A 20,812-nucleotide genomic window follows, 5' to 3' on the forward strand; every position below is an offset into this window, starting at 1 on the left:
ACGCTAGATCAGCCGAGAGGCTCGGGCAACGACATCCGGCCGTCGCGTCTCGGCGTGTCGCACTACGAGAGGAATCGCTCGAGGGCAGAGCGCAGGAAAATCGAGCGTACTTCTTCCAGGCGACGCGCGAGTTCGGGCGCGAGTTCCTCGGCTCTGCCTCGCGAGGTCGCGTCGGTTCGGCGCGCGAGGGGCGCAACCGCAGATTCAACGAGGGCTGCGTCACGCTCGGCGCTCTGGCGGAGAGTGCGGATGTGACGCGGCTCGATGCCGTGGCGATCGAGGGCTACGAGGCACCGAAGCAGAGCCACCGTCTGCTCCGTGTAGTGTTCCGCGGCGGTGATGATCCCGGTGCTGATCGCGTCATTGAGGAGTTGCGGCGCTGCTCCGGCGGCAGACAGCAACTCGTCGCGCCGGTAACGCCGCGGGGCAGCAACGATGGAGGTCGGCGGCGCCGGGATCGGGGTGACGGGGTCACGACCGGCATCCACGTCATCGAGGTACGCCCGGATGACGTGCAGCGGCAGATAGTGATCGCGCTGCAGGGTGAGAGCAAGCCGCAGCCGCTCGACATCCGCGGGAGCGAACTTGCGGTATCCCGACTCGGTGCGGGTCGGAGTGACGATTCCCTGCACCTCGAGGAAACGCAGCTTGCTCGAACTCAGCCCGGGAAACTCGGGAGAAAGGCGCGCGAGAACTTGACCGATGCTCAAAAGCCCCGGGGACGAGGCGCGATCACGGGCGGGAACCCCCGCCATCACTGATCCGCCGGGGGCTCGAGGTCGGCCGGGGAGACGAAGAAGTTCAACCGGAACTTGCCCACGCGCGCTTCCGAGCCGTTCGTCAAGACAGCACGATCCACGCGCTCGCCGTTGACGTATGTGCCGTTGAGCGAGCGCTGATCGACCAGCTCGAAGGTCGTACCGGAGCGGGTGATCTCGGCGTGACGTCGCGAGACCGTTACGTCGTCAAAGAAGATGTCTGCCTCGGGATGGCGGCCGACTGTCGTCACGTCGGCATCCAGCAAATAGCGGGCTCCGGCGGTGGGGCCGGACCGCACGATCATGAGCGCTGATCCCGACGGCAATGCGTCGATCGCCTCGAGCTCGATCTCGGTCAACTCACTGCCGAACGGCACGAAGGACAGGTCGGAATCGTGTCCGAACGAAGCCGTCGTATCCGCGCCTCGACCACCCGGAACCGCGGCTCCGGGGTCGCCGGAGGCGCGACGGATCTCGTCGGGTTCAGCGGGCGCATTGTGTTCCACGGGTGCCTCCTCAGGCTCCCCAGGATAGTCGGATTTGGTCGGTGGATGTCGAGTGGATCGCCCTCCCTCTCACCCCCGGACGGCGGCGCCATCGGGGTGGCTCCGAGAGATAGGCTGGGATCATGCCTCACTATGACGTCGTCATCCTTGGTGCCGGCCCCGGCGGCTATGTCGCGGCCGTTCGCAGCGCTCAGCTGGGCCTGTCCACAGCGGTCATCGAAGAGAAGTACTGGGGTGGGGTGTGCCTGAACGTGGGCTGCATCCCCTCGAAGGCACTGCTGCGCAACGCCGACCTCGCTCACACGTTCCACGCGAAGGCCGATCTGTTCGGTATTTCCGGCGACGTGCACTTCGACTTCGGTGTCGCCTGGGACCGCAGTCGTGAGGTGGCGGCCGGCCACGTCAAGGGCATCCACTACCTGATGAAGAAGAACAAGATCACGGAGTACGACGGCCGTGGCTCGTTCATTGACGACCACACGATCGAGGTCAAGACCTCCGAGGGCGGCACCGAGACCGTCACCTTCGACAACGCGATCATCGCTACCGGTTCCACGGTGCGCCTGCTCCCGGGTGTGAGCCTGAGCGAGAACGTCGTGACGTACGAAGAGCAGATCCTGACGCGTGAGCTACCGACCTCGATCGTGATCGTCGGGGCCGGCGCCATCGGCATGGAGTTCGCGTACGTGCTGTCCAACTACGGCGTCAAGGTGACGATCATCGAGTTCCTCGACCGCGCACTTCCCAACGAGGATGTCGAGGTCTCGAAGGAGATCGCGCGTCAGTACAAGAAGTACGGCATCGAGATCCTGACCTCGACCAAGGTCGAGAGCGTCACCGACCACGGTGACCGGGTCACCGTCGCCTACACCGGCAACAACGACGGCGCACAGGGCTCGATCGATGCCGACAAGGTACTCATGTCGATCGGATTCGCACCGCGGGTCGAGGGCTTCGGGCTCGAGAAGACCGGCGTGAAGCTCACCGAGCGCGGCGCGATCGACATCGACGACTACATGCGCACCAGCGTGCCGCACATCTACGCGATCGGGGACGTCACTGCCAAGCTGCAGCTGGCCCACGTTGCTGAGGCCCAGGGCGTTGTCGCCGCCGAGACGATCGGCAAGGCCGAGACCATGCCGCTCGGTGACTACCGCATGATGCCGCGCGCCACCTTCTGCTCGCCGCAGGTCGCGAGCTTCGGCCTCACCGAAGCGCAGGCGCGGGATGCCGGCTACGACGTGAAGGTCGCGAAGTTCCCCTTCAGCGCCAACGGCAAGGCGAACGGCCTGGGCGAAGCTGTCGGCTTCGTGAAGGTCATCGCCGACGGCGAGCACCTCGAGCTGCTCGGCGCCCACATGATCGGCCCGGATGTCTCGGAGCTTCTGCCCGAGCTCACCTTGGCTCAGAAGTGGGATCTTACCGCTCTCGAGGCGGCGCGGAACGTCCACACGCACCCGACGCTGTCGGAGGCCGTGCAGGAGGCCTTCCACGGTCTCGCCGGCCACATGATCAACATCTGACCCGCGGGTCAGGCCTCACACGCCCAGGGCGCGTGCGAGCTTCGAGTCGCTCGAGGCCTCGCGCGCGCCCGCGGCATATGCAGCGACGGTCACCGCGTCGAAGAACGAGGTGAGCGCGTCCGAGTCATCGGGAGCTGCTGGTCCGAGTTCGATCTCCCACTCGCGCCACGCCTGTTCGATCCCCCGCCGCTCATCCCGCGTGCGCACCCGGTCGTCGACCATCTCGGCGAGGACGCCGCCGTCGGCATCCAGCAACGCGTACGCGGTGCGCGTGTTGCGAATGCGGGCGATCACGACCAGTTCATGCGTGGTCAAATCGGCGATGTGCGCGGCGATCTCCGGGGGCACGCCGGGCACGGATGCCGCGTCACTACCGATGTCGAGCGGCCAGCCGGTCTCCATCCGGCCGGAGCCCTGGCGAGGCCCTTTCAGGTGCCAGCCCGCATCCGGCCCACCTTCTCGGCGCCGGAGCGCGTAGCCAGCTCTGCCGAGGATGTAGTCCGCGGTGTCGTAGTAGACGGCATCGAGTTCTCGGACTTCCGGCTCGGCAACGCTGACGACCAGCGGAACCTGAGTCCAGTCGGGGACGTCGATGTCGGCATCCACATCGAACGTGATCTCGACCTCGAGGGACTGCGATGGCTCCATCGATGCGAGTGCTGGTTCAGTCGTCAGAGGGCGCGATGTCTTCGGTGGACTCGACGAAGAAGAACTCACCCTCCGTCGGTCCGTCGTGATCGCCCGTGTGCCCGAGAGCACCGCGTCGCTCGTAGACGACCTGACCCTCGCCGTAAGGAACAATCATCGTGTCTGCATCCGGGGATTCCAGGGGCAGGACCTGCCCGTCGAGCGGGCCTCCGTGAAGTCGTGCAATGGCCATGCCCCGAGCATAATCCCCGAGGTCCTCTGCCTCGGCGATGGCGGCGGCGCGTGCCTCCAGAAGCTCGGCGGTCGCAGCCCGAGATCCGGCTTGCGCGCGGCGGAGGCGGCGTTGCGCGAAGGTAACCGGAGGCGCCGTCGGCACGACGCCCTGCGACTCCTCGGCCGCCACGACGATGTACGTACAGGCGATGAGGATGACCTGTGCCGAGAAGTTCAGCCAGAGCAGCAGCGCGATCAGGGACACCGATGCGCTAAGCAGTGGATTGCTCGAGGCCCCCTGCACGAACAGGCCCGAAAGCTGTTGCAGCACGGTGAGCCCCAGAGCGCCGAGGAGCGAGCCCGCCCAGAGAGCGCGCGCGGGTGGACGGATGCCGCCGAGCACGAGGAAGATTGCGGCGATCAATGCCGCATCCAGGATGAAGACAGCGACGATGACGACGGCGCGCGTCAGCACGCCCACCAGCACGGTTCCCGGGGAAAATCCCAACCACCCGGCGACAATCGACACCCCGGCGGTACCGAAGTAGGTCACTGCCGCGGTCACGACCAGAGCAAGTCCGACCCCCAGGGCCATCGCGAGGTTCCTGAGCTGAACCCACAGGAAGAAGCCGTCGTCGAAGACCGTTCCACCGAGGACGTGCAGCGCCGCGCGCAGCGTCCCGATAGCGCCCAGGGATGCGAGCACGAGTCCGACGAATCCAACGACGCCGGCGATCGTGAGTCCGGACTCGAGCGTGTCAAGGCTGATCACCCCGCCTTCGCCGATGAGGCCAGGGATCACGGTGTCGACAGCCTCGACAAGCGCATCCCACGCCTCCGGATTGTCGGCAAGCCACCTGCCCGCGAACCAGAAACCGATGAGCGCGGCCGCGAAGATCGAGAACAGCGCCCGGTAGGTGACGCTGTCAGCTAGGACGGGCCCCCGCCGCTCTCCGTAGAGCAACATGGTGCGGACGATGCGCAACGACAGTGCCCATCTCGTAACCGCGGCGACGAACGTTTTCAGGGCGGCCGGCATGAATCCAGGCTAGCCGCGAAGCTCGCCGTCGAGCCGTGACGGTCAGGGGCTTGACACGGTCAGCGTGATGGCCACCCAGGCGCCAGCGATCATCCACGGTCCGAACGGGATGGCGGTGCGGCGCTCCGCACGCCGAATGAGGAGCATCGCGGCCGCGAAGAGACCACCGAGCACGAACCCGGCCAGTGTTCCCACCAGCACACTCCCCCACCCCAGCCACCCGAGGTACAGCCCGATCACCGCCGCGAGCTTGACGTCACCGCCGCCGACTCCGCCGGCCGACAAGATCCGCAGCATCAGGTACGCGGTGAAAAGAACCAGCGCCGCCAGCAGAGCCCGGATCAGCGCATCCATTCGACTGCCGGTCAGTGCTGCCGCAACCAGGAGCACGAAACCCGTGCCGCCGACCGTCGCGACGAGGCGGTTAGGAAGACGGTGAGTGCGGATGTCGATGATTGCGAGGATCGCTCCGATAACCGCGAACGCGACGAAGGCTACGACCGTGAGGGCGGTCGAGATCGTCGGCATGGCGACTGAGCCTAACGGACCGCCGCGTGCGTGTGGACCGGGCCTGTGGATTCGCGAACCAGTAGGTGAGTAGGAATGAGGGTGGTCCCCTTTCGCGGTGCCTCACCGTTCAACGTGGCGATGAGGCGGCTCGCCGCCAACCTTCCCGCCTGTTCCGTATCGCCGGCGATGGTCGTCAGAGGCGGCGCGCTGAAGTCCGCACCGAAGATGTCATCGCAGCCCACCACGCTGAGATCATCGGGGACGCGGACACCGCGCTGACGCAGCCGCTGTAAGACGCCAATCGCCAGGAGATCGTTGAAGGCCACACACGCCGTGGCGTCGGTCATGAGTAGCGCGTCCGCTGCGGCGGCTCCCCCCGCCCGCGTCGGCGCATAAGGCCCGACAAGAACCGGTGTGAGCGACTGTCCCGCGACCTGCTCCTCGAACTCTTTCCATCGCCACCGGTTCTGCCATGACTCTGGTGGGCCGGAGATGAAAGCAATGGTTGCGTGGCCGAGAGCCTTCAGGTGATCCACCGCCTGCGTCAGGCCGATCCGGATGTCGATCAGCACTCCGGGGATCTCTTCCTGCTGCCGATTGATAACTGTCAGCGGCAGCTCAGCGGCAGCGGCGGCGAGCGCGACAGCATCTAGACGAGTGGCCGAGAGGATGACGCCGTCGACCACACCCTGGAGCTGCGAGATGATCTCGGCTTCGGTTCGTCCGGATTCACCGGTGTCGATCAGCAGCTGCATGAAGCCCGCCGCGCGCAGCTGCTCTTGAGTGGAACGGATGATGTCGAAGTAGAACGGGTTGGTGATGTCGGGTACCAAGAGCGCGACGAGTCCCTTGCGATCGAAAGTCCTCGGCGCGGTCGAGTAGCCCAGGTCTCGTGCGGCGTCGAGGATGCGCTGACGAGTCTGTTCGTTGATCCGCCCGGGACTGTTCAGGGCGCGCGATACGGTGGACGCCGCCACGCCGGCACGCTCAGCCACATCTTTGGCAGTGACTCGCATCACGGCTCCTCTCGTTCAACAGGGTCGATTGTTACGGGAGATCCCGCAGAATGGCAAGCTTTGGCAATTTCTTGACGGAATGTTCCGTCAAGGTTTCCATGAGGAGTGCGGACCCACCGCACTTACTCTTTCCAACGACGTGAATGAGGGAACGATGAAGTCCATCACCAAGAAGGTCGGCCTAATCGCTGTCGGCGCCTTGCTACTCAGCGGGTGCACTGCGGGCGGCGCCGACACAGCCAACACCACAGGAGCGACAGCGCGCGGCGGAACACTCACGCTCGGGCAGCTCGGCGATGTCGCCTCGTGGGACCCAGCACAGGCGCATGTCGGTCACGCGCTCGTGCCCTATCAGCTGGTCTACGACACGCTCATCCTGCGGGAGCCGGATGGCGAGCTCAGCCCGATGCTCGCCACCGATTGGGAGTACAACGACGACCGCACTGTTCTGACTCTCGATCTGCGCACGGACGTCACCTTCTCGGATGGGGAGCCTTTCGACGCTGACGCCGTCAAGGCGAATCTCGAGCACTTCAAGGCCGGTAACGGACGCCAAGCGGTCCAGCTGACACAGTTCGAGTCAGCCACCGTGGTGGATGACGACACCGTCGAGATCACCCTTGCCGAGCCCGACCCGGCCATGGAGTACTACCTCAGCCAGGCCGCCGGGCTCATGGCCAGCCCTGCAGCCATCGACGCGGGAACCCTCGAGACCGATCCCGTCGGAACCGGCCCGTACCTCTACGACAAGGCCAACTCCGTCCGCGACTCGCAGTCGCTTTTCATGGCAAAGGACGGGTACTGGAATCCGGACCTGCAGAAGTTCGACGCGGTCGAGCTGCGAATCCTCGAAGACCTCACCGCACGCGTGAACGCCATCATCTCGGGTCAGGTCGACTGGACGACTCTTGACGCGAGGACAGCCGACCAAGCCGAGAGCGCGGGCCTTGAGATCATCCCCAACTACCAGGTCGACTGGACGGGCGTCACCTTCTTCGACCGTGACGGCGCCATCAACCCCGCCCTCGCAGACGTACGAGTACGCCAGGCGATCAACTACGCGATCGACCGCGAAACTCTCCTCGACGAGCTCCAACTCGGCCGCGGCACGGCCACCAGCCAGGTCTTCGGTCCCGAAAGTGGTGCATTCGTCGATGACCTCGAGGACTATTACCCCTACGATCCCGAGAAGGCGCGCGAACTCTTGACTGAGGCGGGATACGGGGACGGACTTGAGATCACTCTTCCGGTGATCGACGGGTTCGCGACACAGATCACCGCCATCGCGCAGCAGCTCAGCGAGGTAGGAATCACGGTCAACCAGGTGAGCGCCGTTCCGGCCAACTATGTCGCCGACGCCGTCCAGCAGAAGTTCGAGGCGTTCAACTTCAACCTGTTCCAGGGCGAGGCGTGGGTCGCGATCAACCAGATCATCGCTCCGAACGCGACGTTCAACCCGTTCCACACGTCGTCTCCTGAGCTGGAGGATCTCATCGCCGTCGTCCAACAGGGCGGCGACGACAGCGAAACTGCTGCGCAGGATGTGAACCGATACGTCACGGAGAACGCCTGGTTCATGCCGCTGTACCGGATCGACCAGATCAGCGTCTACGACCCGGAGGCGATCACGGTCCAGGCCCAGATCCAGTCCGCGATGCCGTCGATCTACAACTTCGCTCCGGCGGAGTAGGCCGCACACGGACCGGGTGGGGCGGGCGCGCAGCACGCGCACCCGCCCCACCCTTCAACCGGAGGCACCCATCATGATTGCTTTCACTCTTCGGCGACTCGCGTCTGGCATCGGGCTGCTCATCGTCATCTCGATGTTGGCGTACACCCTGCTCTTCTTTTCGAGCTCGAGTATCGCTCGCAACATTCTGGGCGAGCAGGCCACACCGGAGCAGATCGCCCTCAAAGAGGCCGAGCTCGGACTCGACCAGCCCCTTGTCGCTCGCTACCTCGCCTGGGCGAGCGCGGCATTGCGTGGCGACCTTGGCCAGTCCTGGTTCAACGGGGAGCCGGTTACCGCAACAATCCAGAGCCGTCTTCCCGTCACCCTGGTCCTGATGCTCGTCTCCATCCTCCTGGTGGCTCTCATCGCGACCGCTCTCGGCGTCATCGCCGCCGTCCGTCGCGGATGGGTCGACAAGACGGTCCAGATCGGCGCCGTGATCGGGGACGCAATTCCCGGTTTCGTCCTCGCCATCTTCCTCGTCACGATCTTCGCGGTGAACCTTGGCTGGTTCCCGGCGGTGGCCACGATTCGGCCGGGAGCGGGACCCGAGGCGTGGATCGTCTCGCTAGCGCTGCCGGTAATCGCCATCGTCGTCAACTACGTCACCTCCAGCGCCCAGCAAATCCGGAGTGCTGTGATCAAGGAGCTCGATAAGGACTACGTCCGAACACTCCGAAGCCGTGGGCTCGGCGAGCGCGAAATCGTCTGGAGGAACGTGCTGCGAAGTGCCGCGCCAGCTGGCCTCACTGTGCTGAGCCTGCAGTTCATCGGCCTCCTCGGCGGAGTGGTGATCTTGGAGCAGATCTTCGCCATCCCCGGCTTCGGTGCTCTCGCGATCAACGCCACCGTGCTCAGCGACATCCCGCTCGTCATGGGTGTGGTCATCGTCTCGGTCGTCTTGGTCACCATCGTGAATCTGCTCGTAGACATCGCCCAAGGTGCCCTCAACCCGAAGGTTCGGCTCTCATGACCAGCGTCATCAAGACCGCTTCAGTATCCAAGAGTCCTCGCTCCGGCGCCGCACGTCGGATACTGCGAAACCCGCTGGGTATCATCTCGCTCTCGGTGCTCTCGATCCTCGTACTCGCGGCGGTGTTCGCGCCGCTGATCGCACCCTTCGACCCGGCGTACGCAGACATCGGAAACACCCTCGCCGACCCGGGGGGTCAGAACCTGCTCGGCACCGACAGCACTGGCCGCGATGTGCTCTCCCGATTGGTCTTCGGTGCACGGCTGACCTTGCTTTCCGCTCTCCTGTGCGCGGCCGTCGCGATAGCGATCGGCCTGCCAGCGGGACTCATCGCCGGGTTCTACGGCGGCGCGTTCGACAGCACCTCCAACTGGTTCTCGAACATGTTCATGGCGCTGCCAGCCATCATCATCCTGCTGTCGGTGCGCGCGGCGCTCGGTCCCTCGACGTGGTACGCGATGATCGCCTTCGGCATCCTGATCAGTCCCGCCTACTTCCGCCTGACCCGCACTGCAGTTCAGTCGGTGCGCAACGAGCTGTACGTGGATGCAGCCCGCGTCGTTGGTCTGAGCGATGCCCGCATCATCTCGCGTCACGTTCTCTCGGTGGTTCGCGCTCCCCTCATCATCCAGACCGCCCTCATCTGCGGAGTCGCGATCGCGGTGCAGAGCGGACTGCAGTTCCTCGGCCTTGGCGATCCGACCGAAGTCTCCTGGGGTGCAATGCTCAGCGATGGCTTCAGCAACATCTATATCCAGCCCATGCTCATGGTCTGGCCGGCGGTTGCAATCGGTGTCACGATCGGCTCGCTCGTACTCTTCGGCAACGCGATCCGCGACGCGCTCGAGGACCGCCACGTCGTCGCTGCTCCGCGTCGCCGGCCCGCGCAGGCTCCGCTTCCGACCCGTTCTCCGGCGGCGGTCGACGACTCCGAGGCCATACTCCAGATCGCGGGTCTCAGCGTCGGATATCCCAACACGGATGGCGACTACACGCCCGTGGTCCGGGACGTGTCGCTCACGATCCGGCCCGGTGAAGTGCTCGGACTGGTCGGAGAGTCCGGCTCGGGCAAGTCACAAACCGCGTTCTCGATCCTCGGCTTGCTGCCGCGGACCGCGCGCATCCTGGCGGGCTCTGTCCGGTTCGAAGAGTCTGTTCTCGTCCGGGACGGCGTGGTCGATACCAAGGCGGTTCTCGGCATCCGGGGACGACGCATCGCGTATATCCCCCAGGAGCCGATGTCGAATCTCGACCCCGCATTCACGATCGGCCATCAACTCACGCGTCCGATGGTGAAGCTCCTCGGCATCTCGAAGAAGGAAGCCACCGAACGCGCGCGCACACTCTTGGGAAGAGTAGGTATCACCGACCCGGACCGCGTCCTGGCCGGGTACGCGCACGAGATATCGGGCGGGATGGCGCAGCGCGTTCTGATCGCCGGCGCGCTCTCCTGCGAACCCGATCTCATCATCGCTGACGAGCCGACCACCGCGCTGGACGTCACCGTGCAGGCGGAGGTGCTCGATGTGATCCGCACCATGCAGCAAGAGTCCGGGGTCGCCGTCCTCCTGGTCACCCACAACATCGGTGTGATCGCAGACATTGCCGACCGTGTGGCGGTGATGCGACAGGGGGAGATCGTGGAGACCGGTGCGGTGGAGGACATCCTCGAGAATCCATCGCATTCCTACACGCGTTCTCTCATGGCGAGCATGCTCGTCGGAAAGACTCCACTGACTCCTCTGGGTTTGTCAGCCCCCGTCTCGGGCGGCGACACAGGGCATGAGACCGACGCCGACCAGCTGACGCTCGACCAGGCCGACATGCAGCAGCCGCTGTCGTCAGCTGCCGAGACCATTCTGCGAGAGGACATCTGATGAGCGAGCTGTTGAGCGTTCGCGACCTGGTCGTGGAGTACAAGCCGAAGAAGTTCCGAGCCAAACCGCACCGCGCCCTCCACGGTGTCTCCCTCGCTGTTGCGGAGGGACGCACCCTCGGGCTTGTCGGCGAGTCGGGTTCGGGAAAGACGACAATCGGTCGCGCGATCTTGGGACTTGCACCCATCGCCTCGGGAACCGTCACCTTCAACGGCAGAGATATCACCCGCATTGGGCGGCGCGAGCGCCGCGCTTTCAGCGGCGACCTCCAGGTGATCTTTCAAGATCCGTACACCTCGCTCAATCCCGCAATGGCTGTTGGCGACATCCTGTCCGAACCGCTCGGCGTCCAGGGCGTCGCGCGCGACGCCGCCCGCTCACGCGTGATTGCATTGCTCGATCGGGTCGGCCTTCCCTCGAACGCGATTGGCCGCCAGCCTTATGAGTTCTCGGGCGGGCAGCGCCAGCGCATCGCGATTGCGCGAGCGCTCGCCCTCGACCCGAAGCTCATCGTGTGCGATGAACCGGTGAGCGCTCTCGACCTGACCACTCAGGCTCGCGTTCTCGATCTGCTGCTGGAGATTCAGCGTGACACCGGTGTCTCGTATCTGTTCATCTCGCACGACCTGGATGTCGTTCACCACGTCAGCCACGATGTCGCCGTGCTCTACCAGGGCGAGATCGTCGAGAACGGCCCCGCAGCGGAGGTCACTCGCGCTCCGCGACACCCCTACACGCAGCAGCTGCTGCTGGCATCCCCCGTTCCGAACGCGACCGAGCAGCGCGCTCGGCGTGAACAACGCCTCGCACTGAAGGCGTCTCTCGACGCCGCCTGACCGACCTCGCTCAGAAAGACCAATCGTGCTCAAGCCCATATCCACCCCCACCCGTGAACTCGTACGCCTCGATGGACTCTGGCGCTTCGCAGTGGATGGCGAGGACTCGCCGAATCCCTGGGCCGGCGTCCTCGTCACCTCCCTCGAGGCTCCCGTGCCCGCCAGCTACAACGACGTGTTCGCCGACCAAGAAATCCGCGACCACGTGGGGTGGGTCTGGTACCAGCGAACCGTGCGTGTCCCGCGCGGCTGGGCGGGAGAGCGCGTCATCCTTCGCGTAGATGCGGCCACGCACGAGGGTGTCGTCTACGTCAACGACACGAAGGTCGCGGAGCACGCCGGCGGCTACACGCCGTTCGAGGCCGACATCACCGACCTGGCCGACGCGGGCGACGAAATTCGGATCACGATCGGCGTCAACAACGAGCTGACCAACGAGACCATCCCGCCGGGCATGATCTCGACTACTCCCGCCGGACGACGCAAGCAGTCCTATCGACACGACTTCTACAACTATGCGGGTCTGGCTCGATCCGTGATCCTGTATTCGGTACCCCCGATCGGAGTGACCGACATCACCGTCACAACCGACATCGACGGCGCAACGGGCACAGTGGACTATCGGGTGGAAACCTCGGGAGCGGTCGACGTGCGTCTCGTCCTGAGCGACGCCGACGGTGCGAAAGTGGCGGTCGCAGATGGCGCGACAGGGAGGATCTCCGTCGCAGATGCCGAACTGTGGCGACCGGGACGAGGTTATCTCTACACCCTGCGCGTAGAAGCGCTCGACGATGGCAACCTCGCTGACGTCTACGAGCTGCCGGTCGGCATCCGCTCCATTCGTGTTGAGGGCACACGTTTTCTCATCAACGGCGAGCCGTTCTATTTCCGAGGCTTCGGCAAGCACGAAGACAGCGCGTTGCGCGGCCGAGGATTCGACAACGTCGTGATGGTGCACGACTTCTCGCTGATGGACTGGATCGGCGCCAACTCGTTCCGCACCTCGCACTACCCCTACGCGGAGGAGTTCCTCGACTATGCGGACCGTCACGGGATCGTCGTGATCGACGAGACGGCGGCGGTGGGACTCAATCTCGGTCTCGGCGGCGGATTCCACGGGAGCGTGAGCGAGCCCGCCTTCTCCCCCACCATGTTCAACGAAGCGACGCAAGCCGCGCACGCTCAGGGGATCCGTGAACTCATCGACCGCGACAAGAATCATCCGAGCGTTGTGATGTGGTCGATCGCGAACGAGCCGGAATCGGTCGAGGACGGTGCGCGCGAGTACTTCGAGCCGCTCGTGGCCCTCGCCCGGCAACTCGATCCATCGCGCCCACTCACGTACGCCAACGAATACCGTGGCACCTTCCACAACGACCGTCTCGCCGGGCTTTTCGACGTCATCTGCCTGAACCGCTATTACGGCTGGTACATCGACACGGCCGACCTCGAAACTGCAGCGCTCAAGCTCGAGGCCGAGTTGCGGGGCTGGGAGTCAACGCACGGCAAACCGATCATCATCACCGAATACGGCGCCGACACACTGGCCGGACTGCACGCCGTGGGAACCCAGGCTTGGAGCGAAGAGTTCCAGGTTGCGCTGCTGCGCGCCTACCACGAGGTCTTCGACCGTGTCGACGCCGTCATCGGCGAGCAGGTGTGGAATTTCGCCGACTTCCAAACATCCCAGGGCGTGATCCGTGTCGATGGAAACAAGAAGGGCATCTTTACGCGCGATCGTCGCCCGAAGGCCGCGGCGTTCACTCTGCGCGAGCGCTGGCTCGCGGCGGGTACGACCGACTCGGGAGCCGGCGAATGACCGACCCTTCCGTGTCCCCATTCGTCGACGAGCACAGCGCGGCGTCGGGTGATGCGCTACTGCCGGCCGATGCCCGCACGCGAGCGATCGCGCGAGAGCTGTACGACGCCGTGGCGACCGCGCCGATCATTTCACCCCACGGGCATGTCGATCCCCGGCTCCTTCTGGAAGACCAGGCATTCCGCGACCCGGCCGAGTTGCTCATCACAGGCGATCACTACGTCACGCGGATGCTGCACTCGGCAGGTATAGAACTCGGTGACCTCGGGCTCGACCCGAGCCGCCGCGTCGACTCTCGCGACATCTGGCGCCTGCTCGCGCGGAACTGGGATCGCTTCGCCGGCACGGCGAGCGGATATTGGCTGAGCCACGAGCTGTCATCGCTGTTCGGAGTGGACCCCGAGCTCGACGAGGACTCGGCGGACCGCGTGTACGACCACATCGCGTCGGCCCTGGCCCAGCCCGATTTCCGCCCCCGAGCACTGTTCGATCGGTTCGGCATCGAGGTGCTCGCAACGACCGACGATCCGCTCGACGATCTCGAACCCCACCGTGCGCTGGCAGCGGATCCGTCGTTCGCAGGGCGGGTGCTGCCAACCTTCCGGCCCGACGCCTACGTCGATCCGAGTGCGGACACATTCGTGGGCAACGTCTCGCGCCTTCTCGATGCGACCGGCGAGGGCGCTACATTCGCGGGCTACGTGGCCGCACTGGCCGCACGTCGCGCGCACTTCATCGCGATGGGTGCAGTGTCGGCCGACCACGGTGTGCTCGAACCCCTGACGGTGGATCTCGATCGGATCGCTGCGGAGGAGCTCTTCCAGCGAGCCATGGCGGGGCAGCTCGATGCGGCCGGCGCGCGTCTGTTCCGAGGCCACATGCTCTTTCAGATGGCGCGCATGAGTGTCGAGGACGGCCTGGTCATGACCGTGCACCCGGGTGTGCGTCGAAATCACCACACCGAGACGTTGAGGAAGTACGGCCCCGACACAGGCCACGACATCCCGGTGCGCACCGAATACACCGAGAATCTGCGTCCCCTGCTCGAAGCGTTCGGCATCGTCTCCGGCTTCCATCTCGTGCTTTTCGCGGTCGACGAGACGGTGTACTCCCGGGAAGTCGCGCCACTTGCCGGCTTTTACCCGAGCGTCTACGTGGGTGCCCCCTGGTGGTTCCTCGACGCACCCGACGCCATCCTGCGGTGGCGCTCGGCGGTCACCGAGACGGCCGGCTTCTACCGCTCGAGCGGCTTCATCGACGACACCCGCGCCTTCCTGTCGATTCCGGCGCGTCATGACACCGCCCGCCGGGTGGACTCCTCATTCCTGGCGCGTCTGGTCATCGAGGGCCGAGTCTCGCTCGCTGCGGCCCACCGGATCTCTCGCGATCTGGTCAGCACGATTCCGCGCGAGGTGTTCAAGCTGTGACGGGTCAGAGAACGTCACCGGGTCGACGCCGGCCTGTGCGGATCGTACACATCGGCCTCGGGCGTTTCTTTCGCGCCCACCAGGCGTGGTACACCCAGAACGCGACGGATGCCGCGGAGTGGGGCATTGCGGCATTCACCGTTCGAAGCCCGAGAGCAGCGGACGGCCTTGCCGCGCTGGGGTACTCGTATCCGCTCACCGTCCGAGGACCACTGGGCGACGTTGAAGAACAGATCGACAGCGTCGTGGCGGCGCACGACGGGGCGGATGTCGGCGCGCTTCGCCGCTACCTGGCTTCCCCCGAGCTAGCGGTCATTACGCTCACCGTCACCGAGGGCGGGTACGGACTGGACTCCGCCGGCCTGCCCGACCTCGCCGACGCCGAGGTGAGGAACGACCTGGACGCTCTCCGAGCGGGTGCGACTACCGCACAGACCGTGCTGGGTCGTTTGCTCATCGGCCTCGAGGCGCGCCGCCAGGCAGGCGCGGGACCGATCGCGATCGTGCCCTGCGACAACATCCCAGACAACGGGCAGTTCGTCGCGCGCGGGGTGACAGCGTGTGCGGCGCACGTGGATGATGATCTCGCGGAGTGGATTCGTGGGCATGTCTCGTTCGTGAGCACTTCGGTGGACCGGATCACCCCCGAGGTCGCCGACGGACAGCTGGTGACCGAGCCATTCGCAGATTGGGTGCTCGCGGGAGACTTTCCCGCAGGGCGGCCCCGGTGGGAGAGCGCGGGCGCTCGCTTCGTCGATGACATTGAGCCGTGGGAGAACCGCAAGCTCTGGCTGCTGAACGGTGCCCACTGCGTCCTTGCCTTCGCGGGTATCCCGAAGGGGCTGGAAACGGTATCGGAGGCGATCGCCGACCCGGAATGCCGCAGACAGGTCGAGGACTTCTGGGTCGAGGCCGTGGCGTGCCTCCCTTCAGGCATCGAGCATGAGGAGTACCGCGCGCAGCTGATCGAGCGCTTCGCCAATCCACGCATCGTCCACCGCCTCAGCCAGATCGCGACCGGCGCAACATCCAAGGTGCAATTCCGCTTCGCCGCGGTGGCGGAGCGCACGCTTTCAGCCGGCCGACCTGCGACGGCGAGCGCCGAAGCGATAGCGACGTGGATCCGTTGGCTAGGGACGTCCCCCGATGAGCCCGATCCCCGCGCGGACGAACTGTCGGATGCTGCGGCATCCGATGATCCGGTCGACGATCTCGTCGCCGTCGTGTCGCCGCGACTGGCAGCATCCGAGGCCTTCGTCGCCCAGGTGCGCGCCTCGGCAGGCACACGACCGATACCCGTACGCACGACCTGAGCGCCGCGCCCCACCCTCAAGGAGAGCACCATGATCATCGACAAGGCTGAAGTGATCGTTACCAGCCCTGACCGTAACTTCGTCACGCTGAAACTCACGACCGCAGACGGTCTGACCGGCCTCGGTGATGCAACGTTGAACGGGCGAGAGCTCGCCGTTGTCGCGTATCTTCGCGAGCATGTCGTGCCGCTGTTGATCGGTGCGGATGCGTCCCGGATCGAAGACACGTGGCAGTTCCTTTATCGATCGGCCTACTGGCGCCGCGGTCCGGTGACAATGGCAGCGATCGCGTCCGTCGACATGGCCCTGTGGGATATCAAGGGCAAAGCAGCGGGGATGCCGGTCTACCAGCTGCTGGGCGGGGCAAGCCGCACCGGGCTCATGGCGTACGGTCACGCGTCGGGCAAAGAGCTGCCGGAGCTCTTCGACTCCGTGCGCGCGCACCAGGAGGAGGGCTATAAGGCGATCCGTATCCAGACGGGTGTGCCGACGCTGAAGGCCATCTACGGCATCGCCGCCCAGGGCGCCGACGTCGGCGACGCTTCAGTGCGCTACGACCACGAGCCCGCCAGGCGCGGGGCAAAGCCCGTGGAAGAGGACTGGGACACTCGCGCCTACCTCACCCACCTGCCGGGAGTCTTCGAGGCGGTGCGCAATGAGTTCGGCCCCGACATTCCGCTCCTCCACGATGGCCACCACCGGATGACGCCGATCCAGGCGGCTCGCCTGGGCAAAGATCTCGAGCCCTACGACTTGTTCTGGCTCGAAGACTGCACGCCCGCAGAGAACCAGGAGGCGCTGCGCCTGGTGCGCCAACACACCACCACGCCGCTGGCGATAGGCGAAATCTTCAACACGATCTGGGACTTCAAGGACATCATCCGGGACCAGCTGATCGACTATGTGCGCGGTGCGGTCACGCACATGGGCGGAATTACGCCGCTCAAGAAGACACTCGACTACGCGTCCATGTACCAGATCAAGTCGGGCATGCACGGACCCACCGACATCTCCCCCGTAGGCATGGCTGCCGCAATGCATCTCGGGCTCGCCATCCACAACTTCGGAATTCAGGAGTACATGCGCCACGGTGAGCGCACAGACCAGGTCTTCCGCCAGTCCTTCACCTGGCAGGACGGCTACCTGCACCCCGGGAATGAACCCGGGCTGGGGGTCGAACTCGACATGGATGAAGCGGGACGTTATCCGTATGAACGCGCCTACCTCCCTTACAACCGTCTCCTGGACGGAACGGTCCACGATTGGTGAGACAGTCCCTCCTGGCTCCCGTCGTCGTGATGGGCGTTTCCGGCGCTGGAAAGACGACGGTCGGCACCATGATCGCCGAGGCGCTCGGCGCTCCCTTTGTCGACGCTGACGACCTGCACTCGGAGGATGCACGCGAGAAAATGGCGAAGGGCGAGCCCCTCACCGATACCGATCGCTGGCCGTGGCTCGCGCGCGTCGCGGAGCGCCTGGCCGACCAGGATTATCCGCCGACGGTCGTCGCCTGCTCGGCACTAAAGCGCGCTTACCGCGATGCCCTGCGCGCGAGACGCCCCGATGTCGCATTCATCCACCTTGATGGCGCGCCGGATCGCGTCGCTGAGCGGTTACGCGCGCGCACGGACCACTTCATGCCTCCGACGCTGCTCGCTTCTCAGTTGCAGACGCTCGAGCCTCTGGAACCTGATGAGACCGGCGTGACGATCTCAGTCGAAGGAAGTGCCGCCCAGGTCACGCGCGGAGCTCTGGTCGCTCTGGTGCGACGGGGACTCACCCGGTAGCGGTCTGTCTTTGCGGCGACGCCACGGAGCGCCCTCGGGCCAGCTCGCGACGAAGGTTGGAACGACCCGCCCGACGCGGCGCGCGAGCCCTCGGACCGAGGTCAATGGGCGGGCCGAGACCGGCATCGTCAGTGAACGGTCCCAGTGCACCCCGTCGCTCTCGCGCAGGTGGATCGTGAGGTCGAGGTCGTCGTGGATGCGCGCGTTCTCGCGGTGGACCACCGTGCGGACCCGGTCCCAGATGGCGGCGCGCATCGCGAAGTTGGACCCGAAGACCAGCGGGATGCCGAGCCACAGGTTCACCCAGACCCTGCCGCCGCCGATGTACCAGTGCTCCCCGAGATAACTGATGACTCTGCCAGCGCCGTAGAACTCGGCGCCGCCGGTAAGGACGCCCAGCGCATCGTCGCTCGTGAACGCCGACTCGATGCGCGCCAGCCAATCCGGATGCGGCCGGGAATCGGCATCCAGTCGCGCAATGATGTCGCTGGTCGGCAGCGCAGCGTCGTACCCGCGTGCGGCGGCAGGCCAGATCCCGACGAGCGGCTCATCGATCAGCTCGACGCCGGCCTCGCGCGCGACTTCCGCTGAACCGTCGGTACTGCCGTTGTCGACCACGATGATGCGGTCCGCGGGACGCTCTTGACCCTGCAATGCGAGCAGGCACTCGCGCAGGAACTCGGCGTCGTTGCGACACGGGATGACGACCGAGATACGCAGCGCCGATGTCACCCCCTCACCCTATCGGCGTGGTTCCCGGATGCCGGGAGCGCCGCATCCGGGAACCAATAGCGCGCCCGCGGGCTTAGCGTGGAGCAACGGACGAAGGAGTCGGATGAAAACGCACGACGTCACGAACCAAGCGCCCGAACGCACCGGGCTCGACGAGTACGAGACAAACATCGCCCTGCGCGAGGGCGTCGAAGCCTACGGCGGCGCGGACGCCGCAGACCGGCTGCACAGGATCGGACGCCACGTCGGCTCCGCCGCCTTCCAGCGGGATGCAGTTCGCGCCAATCGGCTCGAACCCGTGCTGCACACCCACGACCGGTACGGCCGCCAACTCGATGAGGTCGAGTACGACCCGGCCTACCACCGCATCATCGGCGCAGCGGTGGCCGACGGCGCCCACACGGGGGCGTTCCGGCATCCGGGACCCGGGGCATCCGTCGCACGCGCTGCCGCGTTCATGCTCTACGCGCAGGTGGAACCGGGTCATGCGTGCCCGGTCTCGATGACCCACGCGGCGGTTCCGGTGATCGCCCAGCACGACGCACTCGCGCGCGAGTGGATGCCTCGGCTGCTGAGCACCGAGTACGAACCGGGCCTCGTGCCGGGCAAGCGCAGCGCGCTGTTCGGGATGGCCATGACCGAGAAGCAGGGCGGTTCGGACGTGCGCGCGGGCACGACAATCGCGAGGCCGGTCGGCGACGACGTGTACGAGCTCACCGGTCACAAGTGGTTCTGTTCCGCTCCGATGTCTGACGCATTTCTTGTGCTCGCGCAGGCGCCGGGCGGCCTGTCCTGCTTCCTACTCCCCCGGCTGCTGGCCGATGGATCGCGCAACGAGATCCGCATCCGTCGCCTCAAGGACAAGGTGGGAAATCGAGCGAACGCGTCAAGCGAGGTCGAGTACGAGGGCGCCCGGGCGCACCTGGTCGGTGACGAAGGTCGCGGGGTGCGCACGATCATTGAGATGGTGACGCGCACACGGCTCGACAGCGTGCTGGGATCGACGGCCGGCATGCGGCAGGCAACAGCCGAGGCTGCCTGGCACGTTCGACATCGCGCCGCGTTCGGTAAGCGCCTCATCGACCAGCCCCTCATGACACAGGTGATCGCGGATCTGCAGCTCGAGACCGAGGCTGCCACAGCGACCTCGCTGCGGCTGGCCCGCGCGTACGACGACGACGCCGGGGCCGAGGAGATCGCCTTTCGCCGGCTGGCCACCGCCGTGGCGAAGTACTGGATCTGCAAGCGTGGACCCGGGCACGCGTACGAAGCCATGGAATGCCTCGGCGGCAACGGTTACACCGAGGCGTTCCCGCTCGGGATGCGGTATCGCGAACAACCCGTCATGGCCATCTGGGAAGGGTCGGGCAACGTCATCGCGCTGGATGTGCTGCGCGCGCTCTCGCGCGATCCCCAGAGCTTCGAGGCCTTCGACGCTGAACTTGCGCGGTCAGACGGTGCGGACAGGCGCCTGGACGCGCACGTGCGCACGACGCGCGCGCTCATCAGGGAGCTGGCCCGCGACGACGCTCGCGAGGCACGTGCCCGCGAGCTGGTGACAGCCCTCGCGCTCGCACTCCAGGGCGCGCTGCTCGTACGCACGGCTCCAGCGCCGGTCGCCGACGCGTTCATCGGGTCCCGACTCAGCGGCGATGGTCACCTCTACGGCATCCTGCCGCCCGGCACTGACGCGGCGGCCATCGCTGATCGCGCCTGAGGTGTCTCGTGCCTGAGGTGTCTCGGCATCCGTCACGGGAATCTGGCACGTCCCCCGTGGGACCGGGACCAAAGACCCTATGGAGTGAGGTGTTCGGTACGGCACTCTGATGTCAGACCACAAAAGTCGTCCGAAGCCCCGCCGAGGATGACAGGTTTCGTCGCTGGACGATGTTCGGCGACGCACGTGAGGAGAGGTATCCGGCGGATAACCCAAACCTGGTGCAGCGGGCCCGCCGTCGATCTGCGAGCCTCCCCCACGTATGCCGTCGCGGCGCCCGACTCGTCACCGGGGGGGCGCGCGGGGCGCACGATTTATACGCCACACCCCCCCGGTGAGTGGGGCCCGCAGGCGAGGTAGAACAGCAGGCCGGTGTCGGCCCAGCA

18 protein-coding genes are annotated in these 20,812 nt (G+C 65.7%); 11 read left to right on the forward strand and 7 right to left on the reverse strand.

The features are described 5' to 3' along the window. Window positions 1–62: 62 nt before the first annotated feature. Together AB0O89_RS01640 and AB0O89_RS01645 are read right to left on the reverse strand one after the other, a co-directional pair. Window positions 63–755 carry a MerR family transcriptional regulator gene (locus AB0O89_RS01640; RefSeq protein ID WP_300593953.1) on the reverse strand — a complete coding sequence of 231 codons (693 nt, stop codon included), beginning with the start codon at window positions 753–755 and terminating at the stop codon, window positions 63–65. Further along, window positions 755–1,231, reverse strand: coding sequence for an FHA domain-containing protein (locus AB0O89_RS01645; RefSeq protein WP_363493677.1), 477 nt, complete (start codon window positions 1,229–1,231; stop codon window positions 755–757). Before AB0O89_RS01645 ends, AB0O89_RS01640 begins: the two co-directional genes overlap by 1 nt. A 155-nt stretch (window positions 1,232–1,386) precedes the next feature. Between AB0O89_RS01645 and lpdA the strand changes: the two genes are divergently transcribed. Then, window positions 1,387–2,787 (forward strand): dihydrolipoyl dehydrogenase, encoded by a 1,401-nt coding sequence (lpdA, locus tag AB0O89_RS01650; protein WP_363493625.1) that lies wholly within the window; start codon window positions 1,387–1,389, stop codon window positions 2,785–2,787. Window positions 2,788–2,802: 15 nt separating this feature from the next. Here the strand turns inward: lpdA and AB0O89_RS01655 are convergent, their stop codons facing one another. Genes AB0O89_RS01655 through AB0O89_RS01670 form a run of 4 tightly spaced genes read right to left on the reverse strand, consistent with a single transcriptional unit; the run spans window position 2,803 to window position 6,213 of the window. Beyond that, entirely contained in the window at window positions 2,803–3,435 is a 633-nt protein-coding gene (locus AB0O89_RS01655; RefSeq protein ID WP_363493627.1) for a CYTH domain-containing protein, read from the reverse strand. A gap of 16 nt (window positions 3,436–3,451) precedes the next feature. After that, the gene (locus AB0O89_RS01660) at window positions 3,452–4,687 is read right to left on the reverse strand and encodes a YihY/virulence factor BrkB family protein (protein WP_363493629.1); all 1,236 of its coding nucleotides are present in this window, start codon (window positions 4,685–4,687) and stop codon (window positions 3,452–3,454) included. Window positions 4,688–4,729: 42 nt separating this feature from the next. After that, the gene (locus tag AB0O89_RS01665) at window positions 4,730–5,215 is read right to left on the reverse strand and encodes an A24 family peptidase (protein WP_363493631.1); all 486 of its coding nucleotides are present in this window, start codon (window positions 5,213–5,215) and stop codon (window positions 4,730–4,732) included. A gap of 11 nt (window positions 5,216–5,226) precedes the next feature. Next, the gene (locus tag AB0O89_RS01670) at window positions 5,227–6,213 is read right to left on the reverse strand and encodes a LacI family DNA-binding transcriptional regulator (RefSeq protein WP_363493633.1); all 987 of its coding nucleotides are present in this window, start codon (window positions 6,211–6,213) and stop codon (window positions 5,227–5,229) included. A gap of 154 nt (window positions 6,214–6,367) precedes the next feature. Here AB0O89_RS01670 and AB0O89_RS01675 point away from each other — a divergent pair, with 154 nt between their 5' ends. The 9 genes from AB0O89_RS01675 to AB0O89_RS01715 all read left to right on the forward strand — a co-directional run bounded on the left by AB0O89_RS01675 (window position 6,368) and on the right by AB0O89_RS01715 (window position 17,977). Next, window positions 6,368–7,903, forward strand: coding sequence for an ABC transporter substrate-binding protein (locus AB0O89_RS01675; protein ID WP_363493635.1), 1,536 nt, complete (start codon window positions 6,368–6,370; stop codon window positions 7,901–7,903). 73 nt (window positions 7,904–7,976) lie between these two features. Further along, on the forward strand, window positions 7,977–8,918 hold the full coding sequence (locus AB0O89_RS01680) for an ABC transporter permease (protein WP_363493637.1): 942 nt from the start codon (window positions 7,977–7,979) through the stop codon (window positions 8,916–8,918). Beyond that, window positions 8,915–10,795 (forward strand): dipeptide/oligopeptide/nickel ABC transporter permease/ATP-binding protein, encoded by a 1,881-nt coding sequence (locus tag AB0O89_RS01685; RefSeq protein WP_363493639.1) that lies wholly within the window; start codon window positions 8,915–8,917, stop codon window positions 10,793–10,795. The genes AB0O89_RS01680 and AB0O89_RS01685 overlap by 4 nt, the downstream gene beginning before the upstream one ends. Continuing rightward, window positions 10,795–11,631 carry an ATP-binding cassette domain-containing protein gene (locus AB0O89_RS01690; RefSeq protein WP_363493641.1) on the forward strand — a complete coding sequence of 279 codons (837 nt, stop codon included), beginning with the start codon at window positions 10,795–10,797 and terminating at the stop codon, window positions 11,629–11,631. The genes AB0O89_RS01685 and AB0O89_RS01690 overlap by 1 nt, the downstream gene beginning before the upstream one ends. Window positions 11,632–11,656: 25 nt before the next feature. Further along, window positions 11,657–13,450 carry a beta-glucuronidase gene (gene uidA, locus AB0O89_RS01695; RefSeq protein WP_363493643.1) on the forward strand — a complete coding sequence of 598 codons (1,794 nt, stop codon included), beginning with the start codon at window positions 11,657–11,659 and terminating at the stop codon, window positions 13,448–13,450. After that, window positions 13,447–14,877 carry a glucuronate isomerase gene (uxaC, locus tag AB0O89_RS01700; protein WP_363493645.1) on the forward strand — a complete coding sequence of 477 codons (1,431 nt, stop codon included), beginning with the start codon at window positions 13,447–13,449 and terminating at the stop codon, window positions 14,875–14,877. The genes uidA and uxaC overlap by 4 nt, the downstream gene beginning before the upstream one ends. Window positions 14,878–14,912: 35 nt before the next feature. Next, a complete protein-coding gene (locus AB0O89_RS01705) occupies window positions 14,913–16,190 on the forward strand; it encodes a mannitol dehydrogenase family protein (protein ID WP_363493647.1) in 1,278 nt (425 codons plus the stop codon). Window positions 16,191–16,220: 30 nt separating this feature from the next. Beyond that, entirely contained in the window at window positions 16,221–17,459 is a 1,239-nt protein-coding gene (gene manD, locus AB0O89_RS01710) for a D-mannonate dehydratase ManD (protein ID WP_363493649.1), read from the forward strand. Next, window positions 17,456–17,977, forward strand: coding sequence for a gluconokinase (locus tag AB0O89_RS01715; protein WP_363493651.1), 522 nt, complete (start codon window positions 17,456–17,458; stop codon window positions 17,975–17,977). The genes manD and AB0O89_RS01715 overlap by 4 nt, the downstream gene beginning before the upstream one ends. On the opposite strand, the gene AB0O89_RS01720 is transcribed toward AB0O89_RS01715, so the two are convergent. After that, on the reverse strand, window positions 17,903–18,709 hold the full coding sequence (locus tag AB0O89_RS01720; RefSeq protein ID WP_363493653.1) for a glycosyltransferase: 807 nt from the start codon (window positions 18,707–18,709) through the stop codon (window positions 17,903–17,905). The genes AB0O89_RS01715 and AB0O89_RS01720 overlap by 75 nt on opposite strands. A gap of 103 nt (window positions 18,710–18,812) precedes the next feature. On the opposite strand from AB0O89_RS01720, the gene AB0O89_RS01725 reads away from it, so the two are divergent. Next, the gene (locus AB0O89_RS01725) at window positions 18,813–20,426 is read left to right on the forward strand and encodes an acyl-CoA dehydrogenase family protein (protein ID WP_363493655.1); all 1,614 of its coding nucleotides are present in this window, start codon (window positions 18,813–18,815) and stop codon (window positions 20,424–20,426) included. Window positions 20,427–20,812: the final 386 nt, after the last annotated feature.

Origin of the sequence: Microbacterium sp. NPDC076895 (assembly GCF_040687115.1) — a bacterium.
GTDB lineage: Bacteria > Actinomycetota > Actinomycetes > Actinomycetales > Microbacteriaceae > Microbacterium.